Genomic DNA, 23332 nt, shown 5'->3' with positions numbered 1-23332 from the left:
CCGCTGATTCACAGGCGGGCCGAACGTCGGAATGGATCACTGTCTGATGTGACGTTCGCGCCCGGGACCGTGGTCGACCCGCCGGCCGTCCCCCAGCCCGCGTCGGAAGGGCTCCCCGCCGCGGTCTGGACCGGGGACCGGGTTCGCGTGGCACTCCTCCTGGTTGCCACCGCGGTGCTCTACCTGTGGAACGTCACCGTCAACGGCATGGCCAACCCGTACTACGCCGCCGCCGCGCAGGCCGGCTCGGTGGACTGGAAGGCCCTGCTCTTCGGATCGCTCGACGCGCACGACTTCATCACCGTCGACAAGCCGCCGCTGTCGCAGTGGGTGATGGGGCTCTCGGGTCAGCTGTTCGGCTTCAGCAGCGCCAGCATGCTGGTGCCGCAGGCACTCATGGGCGTCGGCGCGGTTGCCCTGCTCTACGGGGCGGTTCGTCGCATCGCCGGACCGGGCGCGGGCCTGCTCGCCGGGGCGGCGTTGGCGGTGACGCCGGTGGCGGTGCTGATGTTCCGCTTCAACGATCCGGATGCCGCGATGGTGTTGCTGATGACGGCCGCGGCCTACTGCACGGTCCGCGCCGTGGAGCACGGATCGGGCCGGTGGTTGGCTGCTGCCGGGGTGGCGCTGGGCTTGGCGTTCCTGGCCAAGATGCTCGAAGGCCTGCTGGTCATGCCTGCGTTGGCCGCGGCCTACCTGCTCGCCGCGCCGGTGCGGCTACGAGTGCGGCTGATGCACCTGGCCGGCGCTGGTGCGGCATTCGTGGTCTCGGCCGGCTGGTTCGTGGTGTTGACGATGCTGTGGCCGGCATCGTCGCGGCCGTACATCGCCGGGTCGACCGACAACGACTTCATGAACTTGGTGCTCGGGTACAACGGGCTGGCCCGGGTCATGGGCCACGGCCGTAGTGGCGGAGGCTCGTTCGGCGGCGGCCACGTCGGGGTGGCGGTGCTCGGGGGTGGGGGTGGCCATCCGCAGGGGCTCGGGCGGTTGCTCTCCGGAGAGTTCGGGTTCGAGATCGGGTGGCTGGTTCCCGCCGCGGTGGTGGCGACGGCGTCGACGGTCGCGCTGCGCGGCCGGGCGTCGCGCACCGACCCGGTGCGTGCCGGTGCGGTGCTGTTCGGCGGATGGTTCCTGGTCGACGGTCTGGTGTTGAGCTTCATGCAGGGCACCGTTCACCCGTACTACGGCCTGTCCGTCGCGCCACCCGTGGCGGCGATGTTCGCGATCGGCGTCACCGAGGCCTGGTCGCGCCGAGGCTACGCCTGGTGTCGCGCAGCGCTCGTCGCCATCGTGGCGACCGCGGGGCTGTACGGCTGGTGGCGGCTCGGCACCGGTGCGGTGTCGTCGCCCCTGCTGCGGTGGAGCGTCCTTGGCGCCACGACGCTGGCGGCGGTGGCGTTGCCGTGGTCGTCGCGGGTCGGGTGGCGCCACGTCGGGCCGGGCCTGCTGACGGTGGCGCTGCTCGCCGCGCTCGGCGGGCCCACCGCCTACGCGCTGGCGACCGTCGCCTCGGCGCATCAGGGCATCGCACCCTCGGTTGGCCGCTCGGGCACCGGCTTCGGCGGTGGACGCCCGCTCGCCAATTCCCAGCTCGACGCACTGCTGGAGGAGACCGACACGCCGTGGTCGGCGGCCGTGGACCGTTCGACGTCGGCGGCCGGTCTGGAGTTGGACACCGGCACGGCGGTCATGGCCATCGGCGGCTTCTCCGGCGCCGACCCCGCACCCACGCTTCGACAGTTCCAGGACGACGTCGCCAACCACCGGGTCGCGTACTACCTGGCGCCGCGGGGATCGGGTCGGGTGCCGTCGGCCGCGACCAATGGCAAGCGGTTGGCCTCCGACGTCGTGGCGCGGGCGCACTCCGACATCCTGCAGTGGGTGCGCAGTCTGTTCCCCGCGACGACAGTCGGCGGTGTGACGGTCTACGACCTGCTGGCACCCCACCGGGCGGGCGCTACCTGACCAACCGCCGCAGCAGCGACGACGCGGTGAAGACTCCGAGCGCCGCGGCGACCAGCAGCACGCCCACGTCGGTCAGGGTGTTGCCCGGCATGTCGATGAGCAGCGCACGCAGCGCGTTGACCTCGTAGCTCAGCGGATTCACCGCAGACAGCCACCGCAGCCACGGCGGCATCACGTCGACGGGGTAGAGGGCGTTGGAGGCGAAGAACAGCGGCATCGTGATGGCCTGGCCGATGCCCATCAGGCGGTCCCGGTTGCGCACCAGACCGGCCAGGGTCATCGAAAGGCACGCAAAGAACGCCGACCCGAGCACCACCACGACCATCGCCGCGAGGATGCGAAAGGGGTTGGCCGTCAGGTGAATTCCCATCAGGTAGGCGATCACCATGACGCCGACGACCTGTGCGACCGATCGCACCCCGGCGGCGAACGCCTTGCCGGTGATGAGTGCCGAGGCCGGTGCGGGGGTGACCATGAGCTTGGCGAGGATGCCGGCGTCGCGATCCCAGACGATCTGGATGCCGTAGAAGATCGAGATGAACAGCGCCGACTGGGCGATGATGCCGGGGGCGAGGAACGCCAGGTACGGAACCCCGCCGGTGTCGATGACGTGCAGCCGTGAGAACGTCTGCCCGAAGATCAACAGCCACAGCGCGGGTTGCACCATGCGGGTGATCAGCTCGCTGCGGTCGTGGGACAGCTTTTGCAGCTCGACGAGGGCGAATGCGCCCATGCGCCGCAGCAGCCCGCTGGCGCGCCGGATGCCACGCGGCGCCCGGATCAGCTCAACTGGCACGTCGCGCAGCCCTTCTGCTGGAACGAATTTCGTTCAATCCCCGTTTCGCCGCATCCTCGGTCAAGTCGGACCCGGCGTGGTGGCGGAAGACGTCTTCCAGGGTCGGGTCGGGGGAGGTGTCGGAGCGCAGTTCGGACTTCAGGTCGTGCGGTGAGCCGACGGCCTGCAGCACGCCGTGGTGCATGAGTGCGACTCGGTCGCAGAGCGCGTCGGCCTCCTCCATGTAGTGGGTCGTCAACAGCACCGTCATGCCGTACTCGGCTTGCATGTCGGCCACCTGGGACCAGACTCCGTCGCGGGCAATGGGATCCAGGCCGACCGTCGGTTCGTCGAGGATCAGCAGGGAGGGCCGGTTCACGAGTGCCTGGGCGAGTTCCAGCCGGCGCACCATGCCACCGGAGTACGTACCGGCCACGTTCTCGGCGACGTCGAGGAGCTGCATCGCCGCCAGCGCCTCGTCGACCCTCGCCCTGCGCTGCTTGCGGGGAACGTCGTAGAGCCGGGCGAACAGGTCGACGTTCTGCCGGCCCGTCAGGGCGGACTCGATCGAAAGTTGTTGTGGCACATAGCCCAGGTTGTGACGGATGTCCATCGTGTCGCGTCGGGCGTCGAGTCCGAAGATGCGTACCTCGCCGTGCTGAACCGGCGTGAGTGTGGTGAGCACCCTGACCACCGAGGTCTTGCCCGCACCGTTGGGGCCGAGCAGGCCGAGCGTCTCGCCGGCCTGGACCTCGAGGGTGACGTGGTCGACGGCGGTGAACTCGCCGTAGCGGTGCGTCAGGTCGACGCACTCGATCGCCGGGGTGGGGCTCACGCTTCCTCCTCGTGCAGCAGGCGGGTGACTTCGGACAGCACGGTCAGCCCGTCGCGGAGGCGCTCACGTTGGTCGTGTTCCAGGCGGGCCAGCACGGCGGCCAGTGCGGCCCTGCGGACGGCCCGCGATTCGTCGGCGACCCGCTGGGCCGACTCGGTGAGCTGGAGTCGACCGACGCGCCGGTCGCCGGGGTCGACGGTGCGCACCAGGAGCCCGTCGGCGCAGAGCCGCGACACCAGGGTGGACGCGGTGTTGGGGGCAAGGCCGAGCTCGGCGGCGGCGTGACGCACCGAGATGTCGGGCTGACGGCCCACCAGTCGCAGCAGTTCGGCCTGCGATTCGGGCAGGCTCGAGCCGATTCGGGGGCCGCCGCCGGACCGGCGGACCTGTCGGCGGAAGCGACCCGCGGTGGAGAGCAGTTCGGCCGCGAGGTCGGTGCTGATGGGCATCCGACCACGATACCTCTGTCGCAGAGGTAATTATGCGGACATCGGGGTTTATCCGACCGAGCCGTCGGGCAAGATGGCGGCATGTCCACATCCGATTTCGACGACTTCCCGCTGTCGCAGTCCGAAGAGCTCGACTCCGACGAGATCCGCAACGCCGACGGCGACGAGGTCGCCGATCCGCCCGAGCGCTGGATCGAGGCCAAGGACGACGAGACCCTCGACGAGCGACTGTCCGAGGAGGTGCCCGACGTGACGGCCGACCTCGACGACGAGGACGAGGACGACGCGACGGACGCCCACGACTCCGACGCCGGCGGCGGCCTCGAGGTGGTCTCCGACGACGAGCTCGACCGGCTCGACACGGAGCGCCACGGCACCGAGCGGGGTCAGATCGACGGCACGCCGGAAGACGGCACCTCGTTCTTCGACATCGTCGAGTAAGACCGCGGGTACCGGATGGCCCACCCACGGCGGGCCATCCGGCACGCGCTACTGCTCCGATTCCTCCGGGGCGGCCTGCAGCACCATCACCGAGCGGGCCTCGATGGTGATCGGCTTTCCGGCCGGCACGGGGCGGGCGCCCTCCATGACCGCACCCTCCACGGTGTAGATCACCGGCTGCCACGCCGAGCCGAATTCCTTGGGCGGAAGCGTGAAGTCGAGGGGCTCGTGGTGCGCGTTGAAGCTCATCACGAACGAATCGTCGGTCACGCGCTGCCCGCGGGGGTCCAGGTCGGGGATGCCCTGACCGTTGAGGTACACGGTGATGGACTTGCCGAAGCCGGAATCCCAGTCCTCGTCGTTCATCTCCGAGCCGTCGGGCCGGAACCACGAGATGTCGGGCAGGCGTTCGGAACCGCGCACGCGAACCGGTCGTCCGTCGAAGAACCTGCGCCGACGGAAGATGGGATGCGCGGCCCGGAGCGCGGCCACCGATTGGGTGAAGGCGATCAGTGACTCGTCGGCCTTGGACCAGTCGATCCAGGTGATCTCGTTGTCCTGGCAGTAGCCGTTGTTGTTGCCGCCCTGCGTGCGGCCCAACTCGTCGCCGTGACAGATCATCGGGACACCCTGGGACAGGATGTTGGTGGTGAGGAAGTTGCGCACCTGCTGGGCGCGCAACGCCAGGATCTCCGGGTCGTCGGTCTCACCCTCCACACCGCAGTTCCACGACTGGTTGTTGCTCTCGCCGTCGTTGTTGTCCTCGCCGTTGGCCTCGTTGTGCTTCTCGTTGTAGGACACCAGGTCTCGCAACGTGAAGCCGTCGTGCGCGGTGACGAAGTTGATCGACGCGACCGGCCTGCGCGCGGTGTGCTCGTACAGGTCCGCAGACCCGGTGAGCCGCGAGGCGAACTCCCCGAGGCTGGCGTCCTCGCCACGCCAGAAATCGCGGACGGTGTCACGGTACTTGCCGTTCCACTCCGTCCACTGGGGCGGGAAGTTGCCCACCTGGTAACCGCCGGGGCCGACGTCCCACGGCTCGGCGATGAGCTTGACCTGGCTGACCGTCGGATCCTGCTGCACCAGTTCGAAGAACGTCGAGAGACGGTCGACGTCGTAGAACTCACGGGCCAGGGTCGACGCGAGGTCGAACCGGAAGCCGTCGACGTGCATCTCGGTGACCCAGTACCGCAGCGAGTCCATGATCAGTTGCAGGGCGTGGGGACTGCCGGCGTTGAGGCTGTTGCCCGTGCCGGTGTAGTCCATGTAGTAGCGCTTGTCGTCGTCGACCAACCGGTAGTAGGCCGCGTTGTCGATGCCACGCATCGACAGCGTGGGACCCATGTGGTTGCCCTCGGCGGTGTGGTTGTAGACCACGTCGAGGATCACCTCGATGTCGGCGTCGTGCAGCGCACGCACCATGGCCTTGAACTCCTGCACCTGGCCACCGGGGGTCACGCTGGAGGCGTACTTGGAGTCCGGCGCGAAGAAGCCGATCGTGTTGTAACCCCAGTAGTTGGACAGGCCCTTGTCGATCAGGGTCGAGTCGTTGGCGAAGTGGTGCACCGGCATCAGCTCGATCGCCGTGATGCCCAACTCCTTGAGGTGCTCGATGATCGCCGGATGCGCGATCGCGGCGTAGGTGCCGCGGCTGCGCTCGGGAATGTCGGGGTGGGTCTCCGTCAAGCCCTTGACGTGCGCCTCGTAGATGATCGAGTCCGCGTATTCGTGCTGCGGCGGCCGGTCGGTGCCCCAGTCGAAGAACGGGTTGATGACCACGGACTTGGGCATGCTGGCCGCCGAGTCGTCGTCGTTGCGGCTGTCGGGATCACCAAAGTCGTAGCCGAACAGCGACTGGTCCCACTGGAACAAGCCGTCGATGGCCTTGGCGTACGGGTCGAGCAGCAGTTTGTTGGGGTTGCAACGCTGCCCCGAGGCCGGGTCGTAGGGGCCGTGCACGCGGTAGCCGTACCTCTGACCGGGTTCGACGTCAGGCACGAAGCCGTGCCAGATGTAGCCGTCGACCTCGGGCAACGTCAACCGGGTCTCGACGCCGTCGGCGTCGAACAGGCACAACTCGACGGACTCGGCGGCCTCGCTGAAGACGGCGAAGTTGCTGCCAGACCCGTCGTAGGTGGCACCGAGGGGATAGGCCTTTCCCGGCCACATCTCCCACTGAATCTGGACCGGGTCGGGCGCACCCGGCAGGGACTCCGGGATGACGGGGTCCGTCGCGGTCTCCTTGGAACTGGTGGCGGGCGAACTGGGTGAGGCCAAAGTGCACACTCCGTGTCGGGTGAAGATGGAACAAGCGACGATACGGGGCGAACGGCCGCACGAGCATGGCGGGCGAAACGCACCAACGTCAGGTATGCCGGTTGGCCACCGGGTGTGATCTGCCCGATTACGGGTGGTTGCAAACCGACGTCAATTTCCGTGTGTCCGCGCTCACGGCCTGGGCGGAGACGCCGAACGACACGGCGTTCGAGCGCCGCCCCGGGACGCGTGTGATGAGCCTCACCCGGTGGCGGCATTCGGGTCACCCGTCGGTCACCGACTCAACCCATGACGTCACGAACCGCCCCGAGGGGCCCACTCATCACCTACTCACGGAGGACGATCACATGACCACCACGCATCCCAGCACCAGCCTCACCGCCGCCGGCCCGTCGGCGCTGGTCACCTCGCAGGGCACCACCACGATCGCCGACACCGTCGTGACGAAGATCGCCGGCATCGCCGCTCGCGAGGTGCACGGCGTCCACGATCTCGGGGGCAGCGCCTCCCGTGTCGTCGGTGCCCTGCGCGAACGCATCCCCGGCGCCAACGTCGACCTCTCGCAAGGTGTTTCGGTCGAGGTCGGCGAGAAGCAGGCCGCGGTCGACCTCGAGATCGTCGCCGACTACGGCGTCTCGATCGCCGACCTGGCCACCGGACTGCGCCGCAACGTCGTCACCGCCATCGAGAGGATGACCGGACTCGAGGTCACCGAGGTCAACGTCACCGTCCATGACGTGCACCTCGACGGCGACGACGACGAGAAGGACGTCGCGCGGGTTCAGTAGAACCTGGCTGATCAGACGACGGCGACGCCCGAGGCTCGAAGTGATTCGAGGGCCTCGGTCGTCGTCGGCGGCGACACGCCCGCAGTCAGATCCGTCAGGACTCGGGTGGTGAAGCCCTCGGCCGCCGCGTCCGCCGCGGTGGCCTTCACGCAGTAGTCGGTGGCGATGCCGACCACGTCCACGGCGTCGACGTCGTGGTTGCGCAGCCAGTCTCCGAGCGTGGTGCCGTGGTCGCAGTGAAACCCCTCGAACCCGCTGTAGGCCGCGGAGTAGTGGCCCTTGTGAAAGACGTCCTCTACCGACGACGCGTCGAAGGCTGGGTGGAACTCCGCGCCGTCGGTGCCGACGACGCAGTGCTGCGGCCACGTCTCCTGAAAGTCCGGCTCGTCCGAGAAGTGCTCACCGGGGTCGACGTGATAGTCCATGGTGGCGACGACGTGGTCGTATTCGGCGCGGCGGACGGGGTCGGTGAGCAGGTCGGTGACGGCCTGGGCCACCGCGGCACCACCCTCGACGGCCAGTGAGCCGCCCTCGCAGAAGTCCTTCTGTACGTCGACGACGATCAGCGCGCGCATGCCCTCAGGTTATCCGCCGAAGAGCAGATAGAGCCCGGTGAAGGTGTAGCCGACCATGACCAGCATCATCGCGAGTTGCCCGGTCACCTGGTGTCCCTTGGGGAGCAGGTGCAGCGAGCGGTCGTGGGCCGCGATCACGCCTGCGACGTGGCCACCCACCACGAACGCCACCTTCAGCGTCGCGAGCACCGACGGGTGCGACGACAGCACGTAGACCGGCTGCACGTCGCCGAGCCAGCCCGATCCGAGGGGGTCGGCCAGGCGCAGCAGCGTCTGCTGGCCCCGTTCCACCAAGTAGGTCAGGTAGTGCGCGAAGACGTATCCGATGACGATGGGAATCAACGAATGCGCCATCAATCCTGGCAGTCGGCGGCGCTGTGCGGGGTCCACGCCGCCGGTCGCGCGGGCGGCCAGCCAGAACGTCGTCGCCACCACGGCGGCGAAGAACGCGAGCCCGGCGGTGCGCATCAGCACCGCGACCGTCGTCGCGTCCCCCGACACGTCGTCGACGAAGTTCCGCCACAGCGGCAGCGCCGAGAAGCTGTCGAATGCCGTGGATCCCAACAGGATGGCGAGCACGCCGAGGGTGCCCGGCCGTACCGGCATCGACGGCAGATGGTCGAAGGGGTTGCCGATCGCGATGCGCCCGTCGTCGTTGCGCCGCATCGGTGACAGACGTGAGGCCACCAGGCCGTACACCTCGAACGGATCGGCGCGGGCGGTCCACCGCGTCCCGAAGCACAGCGCACCGACGAAGGTCACCACCAGGTACGCCGACAGCCAGATCTTCACCGCCGTCAACGAACCCGGATCGGGGCTGGCCAGCTCGAGCCACACGAATGCGAACAGTCCGGCCGCGGCCGGCCAGTAACCGAGTGCGTCCGGATAGGTCAGGGGAGGTGGCCTACGGGAGGGCGCCAGCAGGCGGTAGACGGTCCGTACCGGCGAGAGCACCCGCCACACGGGACCGACGGCGAGCGACAGTGCCACCAGGCCGACCCACAGCAGCACGTAGAAGGTGCCGGGTAGCGCGTTGTCGCCGTCCTGCGGGCCGAGTACCGCGGCGGCCGTCACCCAGCCTGCCAGCAGCAGTCCCGCGCCGGCCACGATCCGGCGCGTCGCGGGCGCGTCGACGGCCGCGGTGATCGATTGCGGCAGTGGGCGACCCGGTTTGGCCGGGTCGAATCGTGGCTTCTTCCACGCCAATACGACCACCGCGAAGGTGAACGTCAGTGCCCATGCCGCACCGATCAGCGCGTAGGTGTAGGGGATCGGCAGATCGTTGGAACCGCCTAGGCCATGCGCAAGGATCACTGCACGGCGATGGAGGCGATCGTGCGGTTCAGTTCGTGCAGTTCGACGTCGACCTTGCCCGGCACGGCGACGGTGAACTGAAACGACTGACCGGCCTTGGGCTCGACGTCGAAGGTGTGCTCCGGGTTGGAGTGAACGTGCAGCTTGTCCGCGGCGTCGCTGTCGACCCGTATGACGATCGCCTCGCCCACCTTGGCCTGCAACTGCTCGTTGGTGGGCGTGACCTTGCCGTCCTTGATGTTCACGTCGACGACCAGTTGTTCCGGCGGTGCCTGCTGATCCGACATCTGCGGTGCAGCAGAGGAATTGGCGGTACCGGGCGCACTGCTGGTGGCGTCACCGGAGCCGTTGGATCCACCGCAGCCCGCCAGCAGAAGGGCGACGGCGGTGACGGCAACGAGGGTCGTGGGTGTCGTCTTGGTGATCATGACGGTCCATCTTCGTCGGTGAATCCTGTGCTCCCACTGTGGGTCCGGTCGTCCTCGGCGTCCTCTTCGGCGGCCAGCCGGCGATCGCGTCGCGCCACCCAGACGACGACCGCCACCACCACGATGGCCGGCGCGAAGGCCGGGATCGCCAGCAGCGCCGAGTGATCCGCGAGGATCACCACCTGGGTCGACTGCGTCATGCCTGCCCGGACGGCTCGAACTCGGGCTTGGTCGTCGTCGGCTCGTTCTTGTTGAGCCGGCCCGCGCCCCAGGTGAGTCCAGCGATCATGATCAACGTGCTGGCGAGGACGGTCAAGCAGCCGATCAGCCACAGCACCTGAGGGGTGTCGGGGTTGCGCTCGCGCTGCAGGATGGTGATCTCCGAGACGAACGGTCGGGTCATCTGCGCCTCGGCAGGCACTTCCGGCGCACCGATGCCAGGATCGCCGTGCAGGTAGATGGGCACCGCGGTCAGCATCCGGCCGTCGTGCACGCGCAGCAGCGTCTTCCACTGTCCCGACACGGGCATCGGCGCGGTGGAGCGGTAGTGGCCGGGGCCCACCTTCTCGAGGTGGTCGACGAAGACGCCGCGTTGGTTCGCCAGACCGCCCTGCCAGCCCAGCACCGACACCCAGTTGGGGTCCGCGCTGATGAGGTCGGGCGGATTGATCCGGATGTCGGCGGTGACCATCTTCTGGTCACCGATGCTCGGCGCCGGGGTCAGGGTGAACGAGGCGGTGGCGTTCTGCGGGACGTCGTAGCGCAGACCGTTGGCGGTCGCACCGCCGATGGCGAGGACGGTCAGCGTCACGATGCCGATGCCGATGGCGCGACTCGGCAACTTCTGGTTGGTCAGCACCATGCCGGCCATGGCGCCGCAGACACCGACCAGCGCCGCGACCGGCACCGCCATGGCGAGTGCCTCGGGCCAGATGCTGGTGGGCCAGGGGTACCGATACACGGCGTCGATCCAGAAGGACTCCAGCCACAGCCCGATGGTCGCGACGCCGATGCCGCCGACGAGACCGAACAGGAGGGGTTTCTTGACGAGCGGCGTGAGACCGATCAGCTCGACGACCACGGCGGCACCCAGGTACAGCGCGAACCAATTGATTGGCGCGCCGAGCACGGGGCCGACGATGAACGCGATCACGCCGCGAAGCGCGAGCGCCAGGATGGCCGCGATGATTGCCGCACCGCGGCCCAGCATCATCCTCGCGGCGACGAGTGCGAACGCGCCGGCGGCGGCGATCAGCATCGGTTCGAACACCTGGCGGAACTGCATCACGCCGAAGTCGAACTCGATCTGGTACACCGACAGGCCGATGACGATGCCGCCGAAGGCCAGGTACTGGATGAACTTGATGCCGGGGCCGTCCTTCGGCTTCTCCTCGCCGACGGCTCGGCGGCCCTCGTGTTCGAGGAACAGCGCAGTCAGCGTGGAGAAACCTGCTCCGCCGATCAGCATGAGGTGGGTGGGCCCCCACAGGGTGACGTCCTGACCGAAGATGCGATGCCAGACGTCGTCGAGCGGGAAGCCGATCAACGCGTAGAGGCCGCAGCCCGCCATCAGGATGCCGCCGACCGGGGCGTACCAGTGCCGCGTGATGCGCACCGCGGATGGCCCCGGCTTGTCATACGGCAGTACGCACGCCACGCAACCGGCGACGAAGAGAATGAACAACCCGAACAGGATGAAGTAGTGCGCGGGGTTCGCCAGCGGGCCGGGGTCGCGCCCCTTGCCGATGTGCAGGCTGACGTCCCAGATGAAGCCGAACAGTGCGGTGATGATGGTCGTGATGAAGAGCGCGATCGGCAGCGCCACCCAGGCGGGCCGGTTGAACTTTCGCCCAGCCCACTCACCGAGATCGTTCAGCCAGGTGATCTTGCGCATCCGGTGCTGGTAGCCGATCCACAGCAGCGCGGCCCCAACGACCACACTGGCCACGGACAGGCCGATCACCTCGTTGAGGGCGGCGCCGCCACCCTCGGTTCCCTGCGCGAGCAACGTGACGTTTGGTTGCAACGACTGCACTGTCATCTCCACCTGTCGAGTAGTGCGGGCGGGTGAACCCTACCGGCCGGTAATGTTGCCAGAGACGTCCAAGCGATACCAGGGGTACCGCACAGTTTGGTCGTCACTTCTTCCTCGGGGGCTTGAGCGCCTTCATCGCGAGATTCATCACCGGCTCCGGCACGCGGTCGCGCGCCTCCATCGCCCTGTTCGCCACCCGGGTCCGCGCCGGGGTGCCGCGGCCGAACCAGGCGTTCAGCGGTCCGCCCGTCGGCTCGAGCTGGACGTGCATCGGTGGGCGGCCGTCTGCCGCGCCCAGCGCGTTGGAGATGACCATCCGCTGGATCTCGCTGGTGCCCTCGAAGATCGTGTACAGCTTTGCGTCGCGGTACCACTTCTCCACGGGATGGTCCTTGATGTAGCCGTAGCCACCCATCGTCTGAATCGCGCGCTCGGTGGTCTTGACCGCGAGCTCGGTGGCGGCGAGCTTGGCCATCGACCCCTCGCCGCGTTCGAACGGGACGCCGGTGGCCGCCATCCAGGACGCGCGCCACGTCAGCAACCGCGCCGCGTCCAACTGGGTGGCCAGGTCGGCGAGCGGAAACGCGATGCCCTGGTTGTCGATGATGGGGGCGCCGAACGCCTCGCGATCGTTGGCGTAGGTGGTTGCGTACTCGAGGGCCGCGCGGGTGATCCCCAGCGCCTGAGCGGCCACCATCGGGCGGGTCTGCTCGAGCGCGCCGAGTGTCGCCGATCCGGAGTGCTTGCCGCCCTCCACCGCCTCGCGGGCCTTGGCCAGCTTGTGTTCGAGTTTCTCGTGGCCGCCGAGCAGGTTGGCGCCGGGCACGCGCACCGAGTCGAACCGAAGCTCCGCAGTGTGGGAGGCGCGGCAGCCCAGCTTGTCGAGTTTGCGCACCATCTCCAGCCCCGGTGTGCCGCCGGGCACGATGAACAGGGCCTGGCCCTTGTGGCCGAGCTCCGGGTCGACGTTGGCGTTGACGACGTGCACGTCGGCGATGCCGCCGTTGCCGATCCACATCTTGTGACCGTCGATGATCCAGTCGTCCCCGTCACGGCGGGCCGTGGTGCGCAGGTTGCGCACGTCGCTGCCGCCCTCGGGTTCGGAGATCGCGAGCGCAGCGAGCTTGAGGTCGCCCGGGGTGCCGAAGCACTGCGGCGCCCATTCCAACATCTGCTCCGGGGAGGCGGCCTGCCCGATGGCCGAGAGGGCCAGGGCTGGCATGACGACGGCGAGCCCGATGCCCGCGCAGCCCCAGAAGAGCTCCTCCATGAACATCGGCAGAGACAATCCGGTGGGGTCGCCGATCAGGTCGCGGTAGAACAGCGGGCTGTAGAAGCCCTCCCGCGCAGCCTCCTCGAGCACGGGCCACGGGAACTCCTGGCGGGCGTCGTAGTCGGCGGCCACCGGCCGGACGACCTCTTCGGCGAACACGTGTGCGCGACGCGCAAGGTCGTGTTGGGCGATCGTGGGGGTGAGGTCGAAGCTCATCGGAGGTCACCTGCTTCCTCGGTGCCGACGCCGGCGCGGCGGCTTTCAGTACACATGTGTTCACTGATACCCATCGACGGCTCAAAGGAATCGTGGTCGGCCTAGCCTCGAGTGGTGCGGCTTCCAGCCCAGGGGCTTCGGCAGCGTGACGGCGTGACGTGTGGACCCGCCGTCGCCGTGATGGCGGGTGCCCTGCTCGACGCCACGTCGGACGCACCCCCGGACCCGGCCTGGTTCGCCGCCGAGCAGGTCCGCGTGCACGCCGCCGTGAACCGGGTCTGGCCGCGGGCCCTGGGCACCACCCCCCGAGGCGTGGCGCGCGCCATCGGTGCGCACGGCGTGCGGTACGGCTGGCGACGGATGCGGCGTGGTGACGGGTTCGCCGACGTGGAACGCGCGGTCCGTGCGCACCGGCCGGTGGCGATGCTGATCGGCAACGTGGTGCCGCGGCACTGGGTGCTCGTCATCGGCTGCGACGGTGACGTCTGGGAGTGCTACGAGCCGTCCTCCGGGCAGGTCAGGCGGGTGTCACCGGCGGCGGTTCGCGGCGGGCGTCTCCACGGCCTCGGGTTCCCGAGGGCGTTCGCGTTCGTCCTCCCGCATTCGAACATATGATCGAAGCATGGGCGAGTTCCAGTCGATCGGCTATCACGGTCAGCCGGTGGCCCAGGCGTTTCGCCGCGTCGACCCGCCCATCCCCGTACTGGTCGACCTGGCTGCCGTGTTCCCGCGTGAGCCGCACCGCGCAGGCGGGTACAACCCGGCCGGTCTGCAGATGCACGCCGTCGTCGAGGGTCGGCTCAGCTGCTGGGGTCTGTGCGAGCAGGGTTTCTGGTGGGGTCTGGTGACCTACGACATCGCCTACGGGCCGAGTCGCAAGTCCGTGACCCACTGGATTCCGTCGTGGACGCTGCGGCGCCAGAGCGAACGGCGTCCGTAGGGTGCAGGTATGGCTCGCAAGTTCGCTACCGCTGATCGGGTGGACCGCCCCGCACTGCTCGACTTCGTCCGGCCCAGGCACCACATGGTGCTCACCACGTTTCGCTCGGACGGCTCGTTGCAGAGCTCGCCGGTGACGGGCGGCGTCGACGAGGCGGGCCGCATCGTGATCGCGAGCTATCCGCAGCGGGCCAAGTCGGTCAACGTGCGCCGCGATCCGCGGGCCAGCGTGACGGTGCTTTCGGAGGAGTTCAACGGTCCGTACGTCCAGGTTGACGGGGACGCAGAAGTCCTGGACCTGCCCGACGCGGTCGAGCCCCTCGTCGAGTACTTCCGAGCGATTGCCGGTGAGCACTCGGACTGGGACGAGTACCGGCAGGCGATGGTCGACCAGGGGAAGTGCCTGATCAGGGTCACCCCGGTGCGGTGGGGCCCGGTGGCCACCGGCGGATTTCCGCCGGCGTGAGGGCGGTGCTCCCGGCCGGGCGACGACGCCGCGTTGCGGCAGCTAGCCGGTCAAACTATAGTCTGGACACATGTCCAGAGCGCAGATTCCCACTCTGGCCGCGGTGAGCTAGCCATGCGGATTGCGCTTCTGTCGTATCGAAGCAAGACCCATTGCGGCGGGCAGGGCGTCTACGTCCGTCACCTGAGTCGCGGTCTCGTCGAGCTCGGCCACGACGTGGAGGTGTTCTCGGGGCAGCCCTACCCGGAGGGTCTGGACCCACGGGTCCGCCTCACCAAGGTGCCCAGCTTGGACCTCTACCGGGAGCCCGACCCGTTTCGGGTGCCCCACGTTCGAGAGTTGCACGACCGCGTCGACGTGCTCGAGCTCCTCACGACGTGGACGGCCGGATTTCCCGAACCCAAGACGTTCTGCATGCGCGTCGCCCGCATCCTCGCCGGGCGGCGCGACGACTTCGACGTCGTCCACGACAACCAGAGCCTGGGCGACGCCCTGCTGAAGGTGGCCAAGCTGGGGTTGCCGGTGGTCGCCACCGTGCATCACCCGATCACCCGCGACCGCGTCGTCGACGTCGCCGCCGCGAAGTGGTGGCGCAAGCCGTTGGTCAAGCGGTGGTACGCGTTCGCCGAGATGCAGAAGCAGGTGGCCCGCAAGATTCCCGAGCTGCTGACGGTCTCGACCTCGTCGGCCGTGGACATCGCCGACGACTTCGACGTCGACCCCGAGCAGTTGCACGTGGTGCCGCTCGGGGTGAACACCGAGTTGTTCCGGCCCAGTGAGAATCGGGTGCGCAACCGCATCATCGCGATCGCGAGTGCCGACGTGCCGCTCAAGGGCGTCAGCCATCTGCTGCACGCGGTGTCGCGGCTGCGGGTCGAGCGCGATCTCGACGTCCAGTTGGTTTCGAAGTTGGAGCCCAACGGTCCCACCGAGAAGCTGATCGCCGAACTCGGCATCTCCGACATCGTGCACAGCTCGAGCGGTCTGAGCGACGAGGAGCTGGCGGCCCTGCTCGCCTCGGCCGAGGTGGCCTGCATTCCCTCACTGTACGAAGGCTTTTCGCTGCCTGCGGTCGAGGCAATGGCCAGCGGTACGCCCATCGTGGCCAGTCGCGCCGGCGCATTGCCCGAGGTCGTCGGCGAGGACGGCGTGTGCGCCCGCCTGGTACGGCCCGGCGACGTCGACGACCTGACCAGGGTGCTAGGTGAACTGCTCGACTCCCCGTTGGAGTTGCGCAGGCTCGGCGCCAACGGCCGCACGCGCGCCGTCGACGTCTTCAGTTGGGAATCCGTGGCCGCTCAGACGGTCTCGGTCTACGAACGCGCGATGAAACGGGTGAAGACATGTTGACCGTCGACTTCGACAGGTTGGGCGTGGGTGCGGGTAGCAGCCTCATCGACGTGGGATGCGGTGCCGGACGGCATTCGTTCGAGGCGTTCCGCCGGGGCGCCGACGTCGTCGCGTTCGACCAGGACGTCGCCGAACTCAACAACGTCGACGCGATTCTCCACGCGATGCAGGAACAGGGCGAGGCGCCCGCGTCGGCGAAGGCGGAGGCCGTCAAGGGTGACGCGCTCGACCTGCCGTACGACGACGGCACCTTCGACTTCGTGATTGCCTCGGAGATCCTCGAGCACGTCCCGCAGGACGACGCGGCCATCGACGAGCTGGTTCGCGTGCTCAAACCCGGTGGCCGACTTGCCATCACGGTGCCGCGCTGGCTGCCCGAGAAGGTGTGCTGGGCGCTGTCGGGCGAGTACCACGCCAACGAGGGCGGTCACATCCGTATCTACCGGGCCGACGAATTGCTCGAGAAGGTCACCGCCAGGGGGCTGCGATTCGAGCACCAGCATCACGCGCATGCGCTGCACTCGCCGTTCTGGTGGCTCAAATGCGCTGTCGGCGTTGACAAGCCGGACAATCCGCTCGTCAAGGCGTACCACCAGATGCTGGTGTGGGACATGATGTCGCGGCCGTGGTTGACCCGCAACGCCGAGTCCCTCCTCAATCCCCTGATTGGCAAGAGCGTCGCCCTGTACTTCGAAAAGCCGGCGGCCTGACCCATGCGGCGTCATGACATCCCTGGGATACCAGGCGTGTTGACGCCGGAGCAGTGCCGGCAGACGGCGGTCTCCATTGCCGCGACGCAGGAATCCTCCGGTGCGCTGCCCTGGTTCGCAGGCGGTCACACCGACCCGTGGGACCACGTCGAGAACGCGATGGCGCTCACCGTGGCCGGACTGTGGGAGCCCGCGCGTGCGGCCTTCCAGTGGTGCCGCGACGTACAGCGCGACGACGGGTCGATGCCGATCCAGATGCGCAACGGCGTCCTCGAGGACGGCAACAGCGACAGCAACTTCTGTGCCTACGTCGCCACGGGCGTGTGGCACCACGTGCTGGTCACCGGTGACCTCGGCTTCGCCAGGTCCATGTGGCCGGTCGTCGAGGCGGCCGTCGAGTTCGTCCTCACCATGCAGCTCGACGGTGGCCAAATCGCTTGGGCAAGAGGCCCTTCGGGCATCATCCCGGAGGCGCTGCTGACCGGGTGCGCCAGTATTCACCACAGCATTCGCTGCGCGTTGGCGCTGGCGAACCGCCTCGGCGAGTCCCGGCCGGAGTGGGAGGTGGCCGTCGGCAGCCTCGGTCATGCGATCACCGAGCATCCCGAGGCGTTCAACCTCAAGGACGACCACGCGATGGAGTGGTACTACCCGGTGCTGGGCGGGGCGCTGCGCGGAGACGCCGCCCGCGCGCGCATCGACGAACGGTGGAACCGGTTCGTGGTGTCCGGTCTCGGCATTCGGTGTGTCGACCACCGGCCGTGGGTGACCGGCGCCGAGACATGCGAGCTGGTGATGGCACTCGATGCGATTGGCGATTCGGCACGGGCGCACGAACAATTCGCGGCCATGCAGCACCTTCGCGAGGAGGACGGCTCCTACTGGACGGGTCTGGTGTTCACCGACGGCAAGCGCTGGCCGGTGGAGCGCACCACGTGGACCGGGGCTGCGGTGATCCTCGCCGCCGACGCCTTGTCTTCGACGACGCTGGGCAACGGGATTTTCCGCGGCGCCGATCTTCCCCGCGGTCTGGTGGGCGACTTCGACTGCGCCTGCGCGTCGTTCGGGCGCTGAGCGACGCTCAGCGCGTCGGGCCGTGGTGGTGGCTCCTGTTGCCGCCGCTGCGCTTGGCGCTGTACATGGCCTTGTCCGCGACGCCGACGAGGTAGTCCACCATCGCCGCGTGCTGCTGGGCGGGCACGTCCTCCAATGGGGCGCATGCGGTGCCGACGCTGGCGGTGATGGACACCGGGAGGTCCGCGACGGCCTCGCAGATGCGCTGCGCCAGCGGGCCCGCGTCGCCGACATGGGACGTGTCGGCCACGATGAACTCCTCGCCGCCGCTGCGCGCGACCACCGCCGTGTCGGCCGTGCTCGCTCTCAGGGCCTTCGCCACCTCGACCAGCACGCGGTCGCCGGCCAGATGACCGAAGCGGTCGTTGATGGACTTGAAGTCGTCGAGGTCGATCACCGCCACGAGCAGGAACATGTCGGCGGCCGGCCGGGCGACGATCAGCCCCATGGTCTCGAGCTTGAACGACCGTCGGTTGCACAGGTCGGTCAGCGGGTCGAGGTCGGCCCGGACGAGGTCGTCGCCGAGCGCACGGATCAACACCTGGATCGCCAGCGGCATTGCGATGTTCACCTGCAGCACCAGGAACAGGTCGACCACGGCCAGGGCGACGTGTCCGTCGGCCATCATCCTGCCTGCCGCGTAGCCGGCGACGACCGCCGCGACGGTGAAGTTGTAGACGACGTACTTCGAGGTGAGGAAGAACGCGATGTAGGCGCCGCTGATGGCAAAGGCGACGCAACCGACTAGCGAAGCCATCGGGGCCGGGTAGGCCAGGCAGGCCAGCGCGATGGACGTGTTGGTCACGATGGCGAAGGCGGTCGCCTGAGCGCGGGTCGGCCAGCGCACCGTCCACAGGATCATGCCGGCCACGCCGCCGGCGAACGCGGTCCACGTCATCGCGATGGCTCCCGCGTCGCCGGGGCCGTCGGTGCCGACGACCAGGGCTACCAGGCACAGGGCCAGCGACGCGGAGATTCCGGCCATCATGACGCGGGCGGTCGCACTGATGCCGTGCGCGTGCAGGTATCCACTGAGCCAGTCGTAATGACTGGGCTGCAACCACCATCGGCTGAATGAAGCCACGTCGTCCCCAATCCCGGTGTCCGATTATGCACGAACGTAAGTTCTCGGATATGCCGTGTGACGGGACGAATGCCAGCAAGCGTCGGTAGCGTCGTCGGCTGGGCGACCTGAGGCGTCGCCGCACTGGCAGTGAGGAGTCCACGGTGGGCACAGCTTTGGACCGCGCGACGTGGGAGTTGCGCACGTGTGCGCGGCGGGGACACGTGACCTACGCCCCGGACGACGAGGCTCTGGCCGAGCGGCTCAGCGGGACGACGGGTCTTGGCGAGGTGTGGCGCTGCCTGCGCTGCGGCGACTTCGTGCCTGGTCCGCCCCACGGGCGAGGGCCGGCCGACGACGCCCCGATGGTCATCCGCGGCAAGGCATTGCGGCAGGCGATCATCCTGCGGGCGTTGGCGGTCGAGCGCTGGATCCGTGCGGTGGTCATCGCGCTGGCGGCCTACGCGGTGTGGAAGTTTCACGGCGCGCAGGGGTCCATCCAGGCGGCCTTCGACCGCGACCTCCCGCTGTTGCGCAACGCCGGCATCAAGGTCGACCAGATGACCGCGATCCACGAGCTGGAGAAGGCCTTGGCGGCCAAGCCGTCGACGCTGGCGCTGCTGACCGCGGCGCTGATCGCCTACGCGGTGATCGAACTGGTGGAGGGTGTCGGCCTGTGGTTGCTCAAGCGCTGGGGCGAGTACTTCGCCGTGGTCGCGACATCGGTGTTCCTGCCGTTGGAGGTGTACGACCTGCTGTCCAAGGGCGTCACCACGACGCGCCTGGGTGCCTTCGTGATCAACGTGGCGGCCGTCATCTATCTACTGGTGTCCAAGCGCCTCTTCGGCCTCCGCGGCGGCCGCGCGGCCTACGATGCGGAGCGCCGAGGCGAGCAGCTGCTCGACGTCGAGCGGGCCGCCGCTCGCGCATAGGAGCAGTCGAGCGGGCCGCCGCTCGCGCATAGGAGCAGTCGAGCGGGCCGCCGCTCGCGCATAGACCGAACTAGGGCAGCGTCTCACCGGGTGTGCCGGAGGTGCGCTCCAGGACCCGCATCGAGCCGATCGCCGAGACCTCGCGGAACGAGCCGGTGTCGAGCGCGCGTCGGTATACCCGGTACGGGGCCTGGCCGCCGTCGTCGGGGTTGGGGAACACGTCGTGGATGACGAGCGAGCCGCCGACGGCGACCCAGCGCGCCCAGCCGTCGAAGTCCTGCTGGGCCGCGGCGTCGGTGTGTCCGCCGTCGATGAACAAGAGCCGCAACGGAGTTCGCCACGAGCGGGCGACGAGCGACGACTTGCCGACGACGGCGACGACGTTCTCGTCGAGTCCGGCGGCGTCGAGGGTGTGGCGGAGCGTCGGCAGGGTGTCGAAGAGCCCGGTGACGTCGTCGACCATGGTGGTGTCGTGGTACTCCCACCCGGGCTGGTGCTCCTCGGAGCCGTGGTGATGGTCGATCGTGTAGAGCACGCCGCCGGTCTGCTGCGCGGCCGCACCCAGCATCACCGTCGACTTGCCGCAGTAGGTGCCGATCTCGACGCCCACTCCGTCGCCGAGGTAGGTGACCGCCGCGTCGTAGAGCGCGCGGCCCTCGTCGGCCGGCATGAACCCCGTGACCTGCTCGGCGAGTGCGAAGAGGCGGGCGGCCGCGGGCGGCAGGGCGGTGTCGGTGGCACTCATGACGGCCAACTTACCGTTGCTGGTGTCACCGAGTTGTAGTAGCGTCCGGACACGTGTCCGATCCGGCCTTGGAGTCGACTCGGCGCCGTCTGACCGCCAAGCAGGCCGAGACCGTGGACCGGCTCGGGCGAGCCGCGGTCGACCTCCTCAACCGCGACGGCTTCGCCGCCTTGACCGTGCGTCGGGTGGCCGCCGAGGCGGGGGTCGGCGCGGCTACGGCCTACACCTACTTCTCGTCCAAGGAGCACCTCGTCGCCGAGGTGTTCTGGCGCCGCCTGGCCGCAGCGCCGCCGGCGCCCCACGAGTCCGACGACCGGGCCACCCGCGTCGTGGACGTGCTGCAGCACATTGCGCTGTTGGTCGCCGACGAGCCGGAGTTCGCGGGCGCGGTCACCAGCGCGCTGCTCGGCCGGGATCCCGACGTCGAGGCATTGCGTCAGCGCATCGGCGTCGACATCAGGGCGCGGCTGACGGCGGCGCTGGGTCCGCAGGTCGACGAGGACGTCATCGACTCACTCGAGATGCTGTACAACGGAGCGCTGGTGCGGGCCGGGATGGGCTACGCGTCCTACGAGTGGATCGCACAGCGCTTGGAGAAGGCGGCGCGCCTCATCCTCGGCTGATCGGCAGGCCGAGGATGGCTCGGGCCGCGGTGACGGCGGGGTCGACGATGCCCCGGACGTCCTGGCCGTCCTCCACCAGCAGCGCCGTCAGCTCGCGGAGACCGCCGAGCAGGATGAGCGCCAGGGGGCGCGAGATCGGCGCCAACCCGGCGGCGTCGAAACCGGGACTGTTGCTGATCGCGACGAGCATGTCCGTAAGGTGTTGCATCGCAACGCGATTGAGCGGGCGGGCCAGATCGCCGAGGGCGGGCGCCTCGCGGATCCAGCTCAGGGTGATCGCAGGCCGGGATTCGATGTGGTCGACGTACGCGCCGACGGCGGCGGCGATTTGCACCTCGGGGGCGGCGTCGCCGTCGACGGCGGCGGTGATGCCGGCGATCAGGTCGTCGTTGTTGGCGCCCAGCAGTTCGACGAAGCACTCCTCCTTGCTGGCGAACTCGTCGTAGAACGTCCGCTTGGAGGTCTTGGCGCCCCGGACCACGTCGGCGACCGTGGTCGCTCGGTAGCCGCGCTCGGCGATCGACTCCGCCAGGCCGTCGAGGAGTCGTCGGCGAAAGGCGGTCGCACCGGCCGGTGAGGTGTCGTCGACCGTGGCGGTACTCATCGTCGGTTCACCTCCACCCTTGCGCGCGCTCGGTACTAAGCGGTACCGTACTACACCAAAGCCGGTACGCCGCGGTACCGCATGATCTGGGGAGCCCTTCATGAGCGAAGCCACCATCGAAGCGCCAGCCTCGACGCCGGCGCCGATCCTGCCGCCCAGTCCGCGGCTCCCCAAGGCGATCCAGGCCCTGGGGTTCGTCGTAGCCCGGCGCCGCACGGTCGAAGCCATGACCCGCCGCCACGGCGACGCGTTCACGCTGCGTGTGCCGGTCTTCGGCAACATGGTCGCCGTCGCCGAGCCGCAGCTGGCCAAGCAACTCTTCGCGGCCAACACCGACGACGTCGGCAACATCCAGCCCAACCTCAGCCGGATCCTGGGTTCGGGTTCGGTGTTCGCCCTCGACGGCGCCGAGCACAAGCGCCGCCGCAAGCTGCTGACGCCGCCGTTTCACGGCAAGAGCATCAAGAACTACGAGGTCATCTTCGAAGAGGAGACGCTGCGCGAGGCGGCGTCGTGGCCCGAGGGCCAGCAGTTCGAGTCGCTCGAACCGATGATGCGCATCACGCTCAACGCCATCCTGCGGGCCGTCTTCGGCGCCGAGGGCGAGCAGCTAGACGAGCTGCGGCGCATCATTCCGCCGTGGGTCACGCTGGGATCGAGACTGGCCGTGCTGCCGACGCCGTCGCGCACCTACGGGCGTCTTACCCCGTGGGGTCGGCTCGCCGCCTACCGGCGCCAGTACGACGCCGTCGTCGAGCGGCTGATCGACTCGGTCGCCGCCGACCCTCACTTCGAGGAGCGTGACGACGTCCTGACGTTGCTGCTGCGCAGCACCTACGAAGACGGCTCGGCGATGTCCCGACGCGATATCGGCGACGAGCTGCTGACATTGCTCGCCGCCGGTCACGAGACCACCGCGTCGACGCTGGCCTGGGTGTTCGAACGGGTGTCGCGCCACCCGCAGGTGCTCCGTCGACTGGAGGACGAGGCGCGCACCGGGGACAACGAATACCGCCAGGCCACCATCCTGGAGACGCAGCGGGCGCGCACCGTCATCGACTTCGCCGGCCGCCACGTCTACGCGCCGACGTTCGCACTCGGCGACTACGTGATTCCGCGCGGATACTCGATCTTCGTCGCGTTGGGGCACATCCACGGCCGCCCGCAGGAGTTCCCGTCGCCCAAGCTGTTCGACCCGGAGCGCTTCCTGGGCAAGCGGCCCGCGACGCCGGGGTTCGTCCCCTACGGCGGTGGCACCCGTCGCTGCGTCGGTGCGGCGTTCGCCAACGTCGAGATGGACGTCGTCCTGCGAACGGTGTTGCGCCACTTCGAGATCCAGACCACCACCGCGCCCGACGAGAAGATCCACTCGCGCGGGGTCGCGTTCACGCCGAAGGCGGGCGGCCGCGTGATCGTCCGCCGCCGCCCCACCCCCCTGGCCTGACCCCTCGC

Annotated in this window: 25 protein-coding genes; 12 read left to right on the top strand and 13 right to left on the bottom strand. The window is 68.7% G+C overall.

The window, feature by feature from the left end:
• Positions 1-48 precede the first annotated feature (48 nt).
• Positions 49-1968, top strand: a complete 1920-nt coding sequence (locus H7K45_RS19290) for an ArnT family glycosyltransferase (RefSeq protein ID WP_263997503.1) — start codon at positions 49-51, stop codon at positions 1966-1968.
• Here the strand turns inward: H7K45_RS19290 and H7K45_RS19285 are convergent.
• From H7K45_RS19285 to H7K45_RS19275, 3 genes are read right to left on the bottom strand one after another with little or no spacing between them, the layout of a single operon-like run.
• Positions 1961-2701, bottom strand: a complete 741-nt coding sequence (locus H7K45_RS19285; RefSeq protein ID WP_263997574.1) for an ABC transporter permease — start codon at positions 2699-2701, stop codon at positions 1961-1963. The two genes, H7K45_RS19290 and H7K45_RS19285, sit on opposite strands and share 8 nt — an antisense overlap.
• A 52-nt stretch (positions 2702-2753) precedes the next feature.
• Positions 2754-3578, bottom strand: a complete 825-nt coding sequence (locus tag H7K45_RS19280) for an ATP-binding cassette domain-containing protein (RefSeq protein ID WP_263997502.1) — start codon at positions 3576-3578, stop codon at positions 2754-2756.
• Positions 3575-4027 (bottom strand): MarR family winged helix-turn-helix transcriptional regulator, encoded by a 453-nt coding sequence (locus H7K45_RS19275; protein ID WP_263997501.1) that lies wholly within the window; start codon positions 4025-4027, stop codon positions 3575-3577. Before H7K45_RS19275 ends, H7K45_RS19280 begins: the two co-directional genes overlap by 4 nt.
• 81 nt (positions 4028-4108) lie before the next feature.
• On the opposite strand from H7K45_RS19275, the gene H7K45_RS19270 reads away from it, so the two are divergent.
• A complete protein-coding gene (locus H7K45_RS19270) occupies positions 4109-4468 on the top strand; it encodes a hypothetical protein (RefSeq protein WP_263997500.1) in 360 nt (119 codons plus the stop codon).
• A 48-nt stretch (positions 4469-4516) separates the two neighbouring features.
• Here the strand turns inward: H7K45_RS19270 and glgX are convergent, their stop codons facing one another.
• Complete coding sequence (glgX, locus tag H7K45_RS19265) at positions 4517-6637, bottom strand: glycogen debranching protein GlgX (RefSeq protein WP_263997571.1); 2121 nt, start codon at positions 6635-6637, stop codon at positions 4517-4519.
• Positions 6638-7092: 455 nt separating this feature from the next.
• On the opposite strand from glgX, the gene H7K45_RS19260 reads away from it, so the two are divergent.
• Positions 7093-7533, top strand: a complete 441-nt coding sequence (locus tag H7K45_RS19260; protein ID WP_263997499.1) for an Asp23/Gls24 family envelope stress response protein — start codon at positions 7093-7095, stop codon at positions 7531-7533.
• 11 nt (positions 7534-7544) lie between these two features.
• Here H7K45_RS19260 and H7K45_RS19255 read toward each other — a convergent pair whose 3' ends face one another.
• The 6 genes from H7K45_RS19255 to H7K45_RS19230 form a co-directional block, all read right to left on the bottom strand.
• Positions 7545-8108 (bottom strand): isochorismatase family protein, encoded by a 564-nt coding sequence (locus H7K45_RS19255; protein WP_263997498.1) that lies wholly within the window; start codon positions 8106-8108, stop codon positions 7545-7547.
• Positions 8109-8117: 9 nt separating this feature from the next.
• Complete coding sequence (locus H7K45_RS19250; protein ID WP_263997497.1) at positions 8118-9422, bottom strand: hypothetical protein; 1305 nt, start codon at positions 9420-9422, stop codon at positions 8118-8120.
• On the bottom strand, positions 9419-9850 hold the full coding sequence (locus H7K45_RS19245) for a hypothetical protein (protein WP_263997496.1): 432 nt from the start codon (positions 9848-9850) through the stop codon (positions 9419-9421). Before H7K45_RS19245 ends, H7K45_RS19250 begins: the two co-directional genes overlap by 4 nt.
• Positions 9847-10050 carry a hypothetical protein gene (locus tag H7K45_RS19240; protein WP_263997495.1) on the bottom strand — a complete coding sequence of 68 codons (204 nt, stop codon included), beginning with the start codon at positions 10048-10050 and terminating at the stop codon, positions 9847-9849. The genes H7K45_RS19245 and H7K45_RS19240 overlap by 4 nt, the downstream gene beginning before the upstream one ends.
• A complete protein-coding gene (locus H7K45_RS19235; protein ID WP_263997493.1) occupies positions 10047-11891 on the bottom strand; it encodes a hypothetical protein in 1845 nt (614 codons plus the stop codon). Before H7K45_RS19235 ends, H7K45_RS19240 begins: the two co-directional genes overlap by 4 nt.
• A 97-nt stretch (positions 11892-11988) precedes the next feature.
• Positions 11989-13374, bottom strand: coding sequence for an acyl-CoA dehydrogenase family protein (locus tag H7K45_RS19230; RefSeq protein WP_263997492.1), 1386 nt, complete (start codon positions 13372-13374; stop codon positions 11989-11991).
• A gap of 114 nt (positions 13375-13488) precedes the next feature.
• Here H7K45_RS19230 and H7K45_RS19225 point away from each other — a divergent pair, with 114 nt between their 5' ends.
• From H7K45_RS19225 to mmpH, 6 genes are all read left to right on the top strand, one after another.
• Positions 13489-13989, top strand: a complete 501-nt coding sequence (locus H7K45_RS19225) for a hypothetical protein (protein WP_372512581.1) — start codon at positions 13489-13491, stop codon at positions 13987-13989.
• 7 nt (positions 13990-13996) lie between these two features.
• Positions 13997-14314: a hypothetical protein gene (locus H7K45_RS19220; protein ID WP_263997490.1), complete on the top strand. Its 318-nt coding sequence runs from the start codon at positions 13997-13999 to the stop codon at positions 14312-14314.
• Between the two features lie 9 nt (positions 14315-14323).
• A complete protein-coding gene (locus tag H7K45_RS19215) occupies positions 14324-14779 on the top strand; it encodes a PPOX class F420-dependent oxidoreductase (RefSeq protein WP_263997489.1) in 456 nt (151 codons plus the stop codon).
• 114 nt (positions 14780-14893) lie between these two features.
• The gene (manT, locus tag H7K45_RS19210; RefSeq protein WP_263997488.1) at positions 14894-16129 is read left to right on the top strand and encodes an MMP alpha-(1->4)-mannosyltransferase; all 1236 of its coding nucleotides are present in this window, start codon (positions 14894-14896) and stop codon (positions 16127-16129) included.
• The gene (locus H7K45_RS19205) at positions 16123-16839 is read left to right on the top strand and encodes a class I SAM-dependent methyltransferase (protein ID WP_263997487.1); all 717 of its coding nucleotides are present in this window, start codon (positions 16123-16125) and stop codon (positions 16837-16839) included. Before manT ends, H7K45_RS19205 begins: the two co-directional genes overlap by 7 nt.
• Before the next feature lie 3 nt (positions 16840-16842).
• On the top strand, positions 16843-17913 hold the full coding sequence (gene mmpH / locus H7K45_RS19200; protein ID WP_263997486.1) for an MMP endo-(1,4)-3-O-methyl-alpha-D-mannosidase: 1071 nt from the start codon (positions 16843-16845) through the stop codon (positions 17911-17913).
• A gap of 7 nt (positions 17914-17920) precedes the next feature.
• Here mmpH and H7K45_RS19195 read toward each other — a convergent pair whose 3' ends face one another.
• Positions 17921-18997 carry a GGDEF domain-containing protein gene (locus tag H7K45_RS19195; RefSeq protein WP_263997485.1) on the bottom strand — a complete coding sequence of 359 codons (1077 nt, stop codon included), beginning with the start codon at positions 18995-18997 and terminating at the stop codon, positions 17921-17923.
• Between the two features lie 143 nt (positions 18998-19140).
• On the opposite strand from H7K45_RS19195, the gene H7K45_RS19190 reads away from it, so the two are divergent.
• The gene (locus H7K45_RS19190) at positions 19141-19908 is read left to right on the top strand and encodes a DUF2127 domain-containing protein (RefSeq protein ID WP_263997484.1); all 768 of its coding nucleotides are present in this window, start codon (positions 19141-19143) and stop codon (positions 19906-19908) included.
• A gap of 70 nt (positions 19909-19978) precedes the next feature.
• Here H7K45_RS19190 and H7K45_RS19185 read toward each other — a convergent pair whose 3' ends face one another.
• Positions 19979-20653, bottom strand: coding sequence for a class I SAM-dependent methyltransferase (locus H7K45_RS19185; protein WP_263997483.1), 675 nt, complete (start codon positions 20651-20653; stop codon positions 19979-19981).
• Positions 20654-20706: 53 nt separating this feature from the next.
• On the opposite strand from H7K45_RS19185, the gene H7K45_RS19180 reads away from it, so the two are divergent.
• The gene (locus H7K45_RS19180; protein WP_263997482.1) at positions 20707-21276 is read left to right on the top strand and encodes a TetR/AcrR family transcriptional regulator; all 570 of its coding nucleotides are present in this window, start codon (positions 20707-20709) and stop codon (positions 21274-21276) included.
• On the opposite strand, the gene H7K45_RS19175 is transcribed toward H7K45_RS19180, so the two are convergent.
• A complete protein-coding gene (locus H7K45_RS19175) occupies positions 21263-21880 on the bottom strand; it encodes a TetR/AcrR family transcriptional regulator (RefSeq protein ID WP_263997481.1) in 618 nt (205 codons plus the stop codon). The genes H7K45_RS19180 and H7K45_RS19175 overlap by 14 nt on opposite strands.
• Before the next feature lie 100 nt (positions 21881-21980).
• On the opposite strand from H7K45_RS19175, the gene H7K45_RS19170 reads away from it, so the two are divergent.
• On the top strand, positions 21981-23324 hold the full coding sequence (locus H7K45_RS19170) for a cytochrome P450 (RefSeq protein ID WP_263997480.1): 1344 nt from the start codon (positions 21981-21983) through the stop codon (positions 23322-23324).
• The last annotated feature ends 8 nt before the right edge of the window (positions 23325-23332 follow it).

The organism is Mycobacterium yunnanensis (assembly GCF_025823185.1).
Lineage (GTDB): Bacteria > Actinomycetota > Actinomycetes > Mycobacteriales > Mycobacteriaceae > Mycobacterium > Mycobacterium yunnanensis.
Note: the sequence above shows the minus strand (reverse complement) of the source record. Positions and strands in the feature narration are given on the sequence as shown.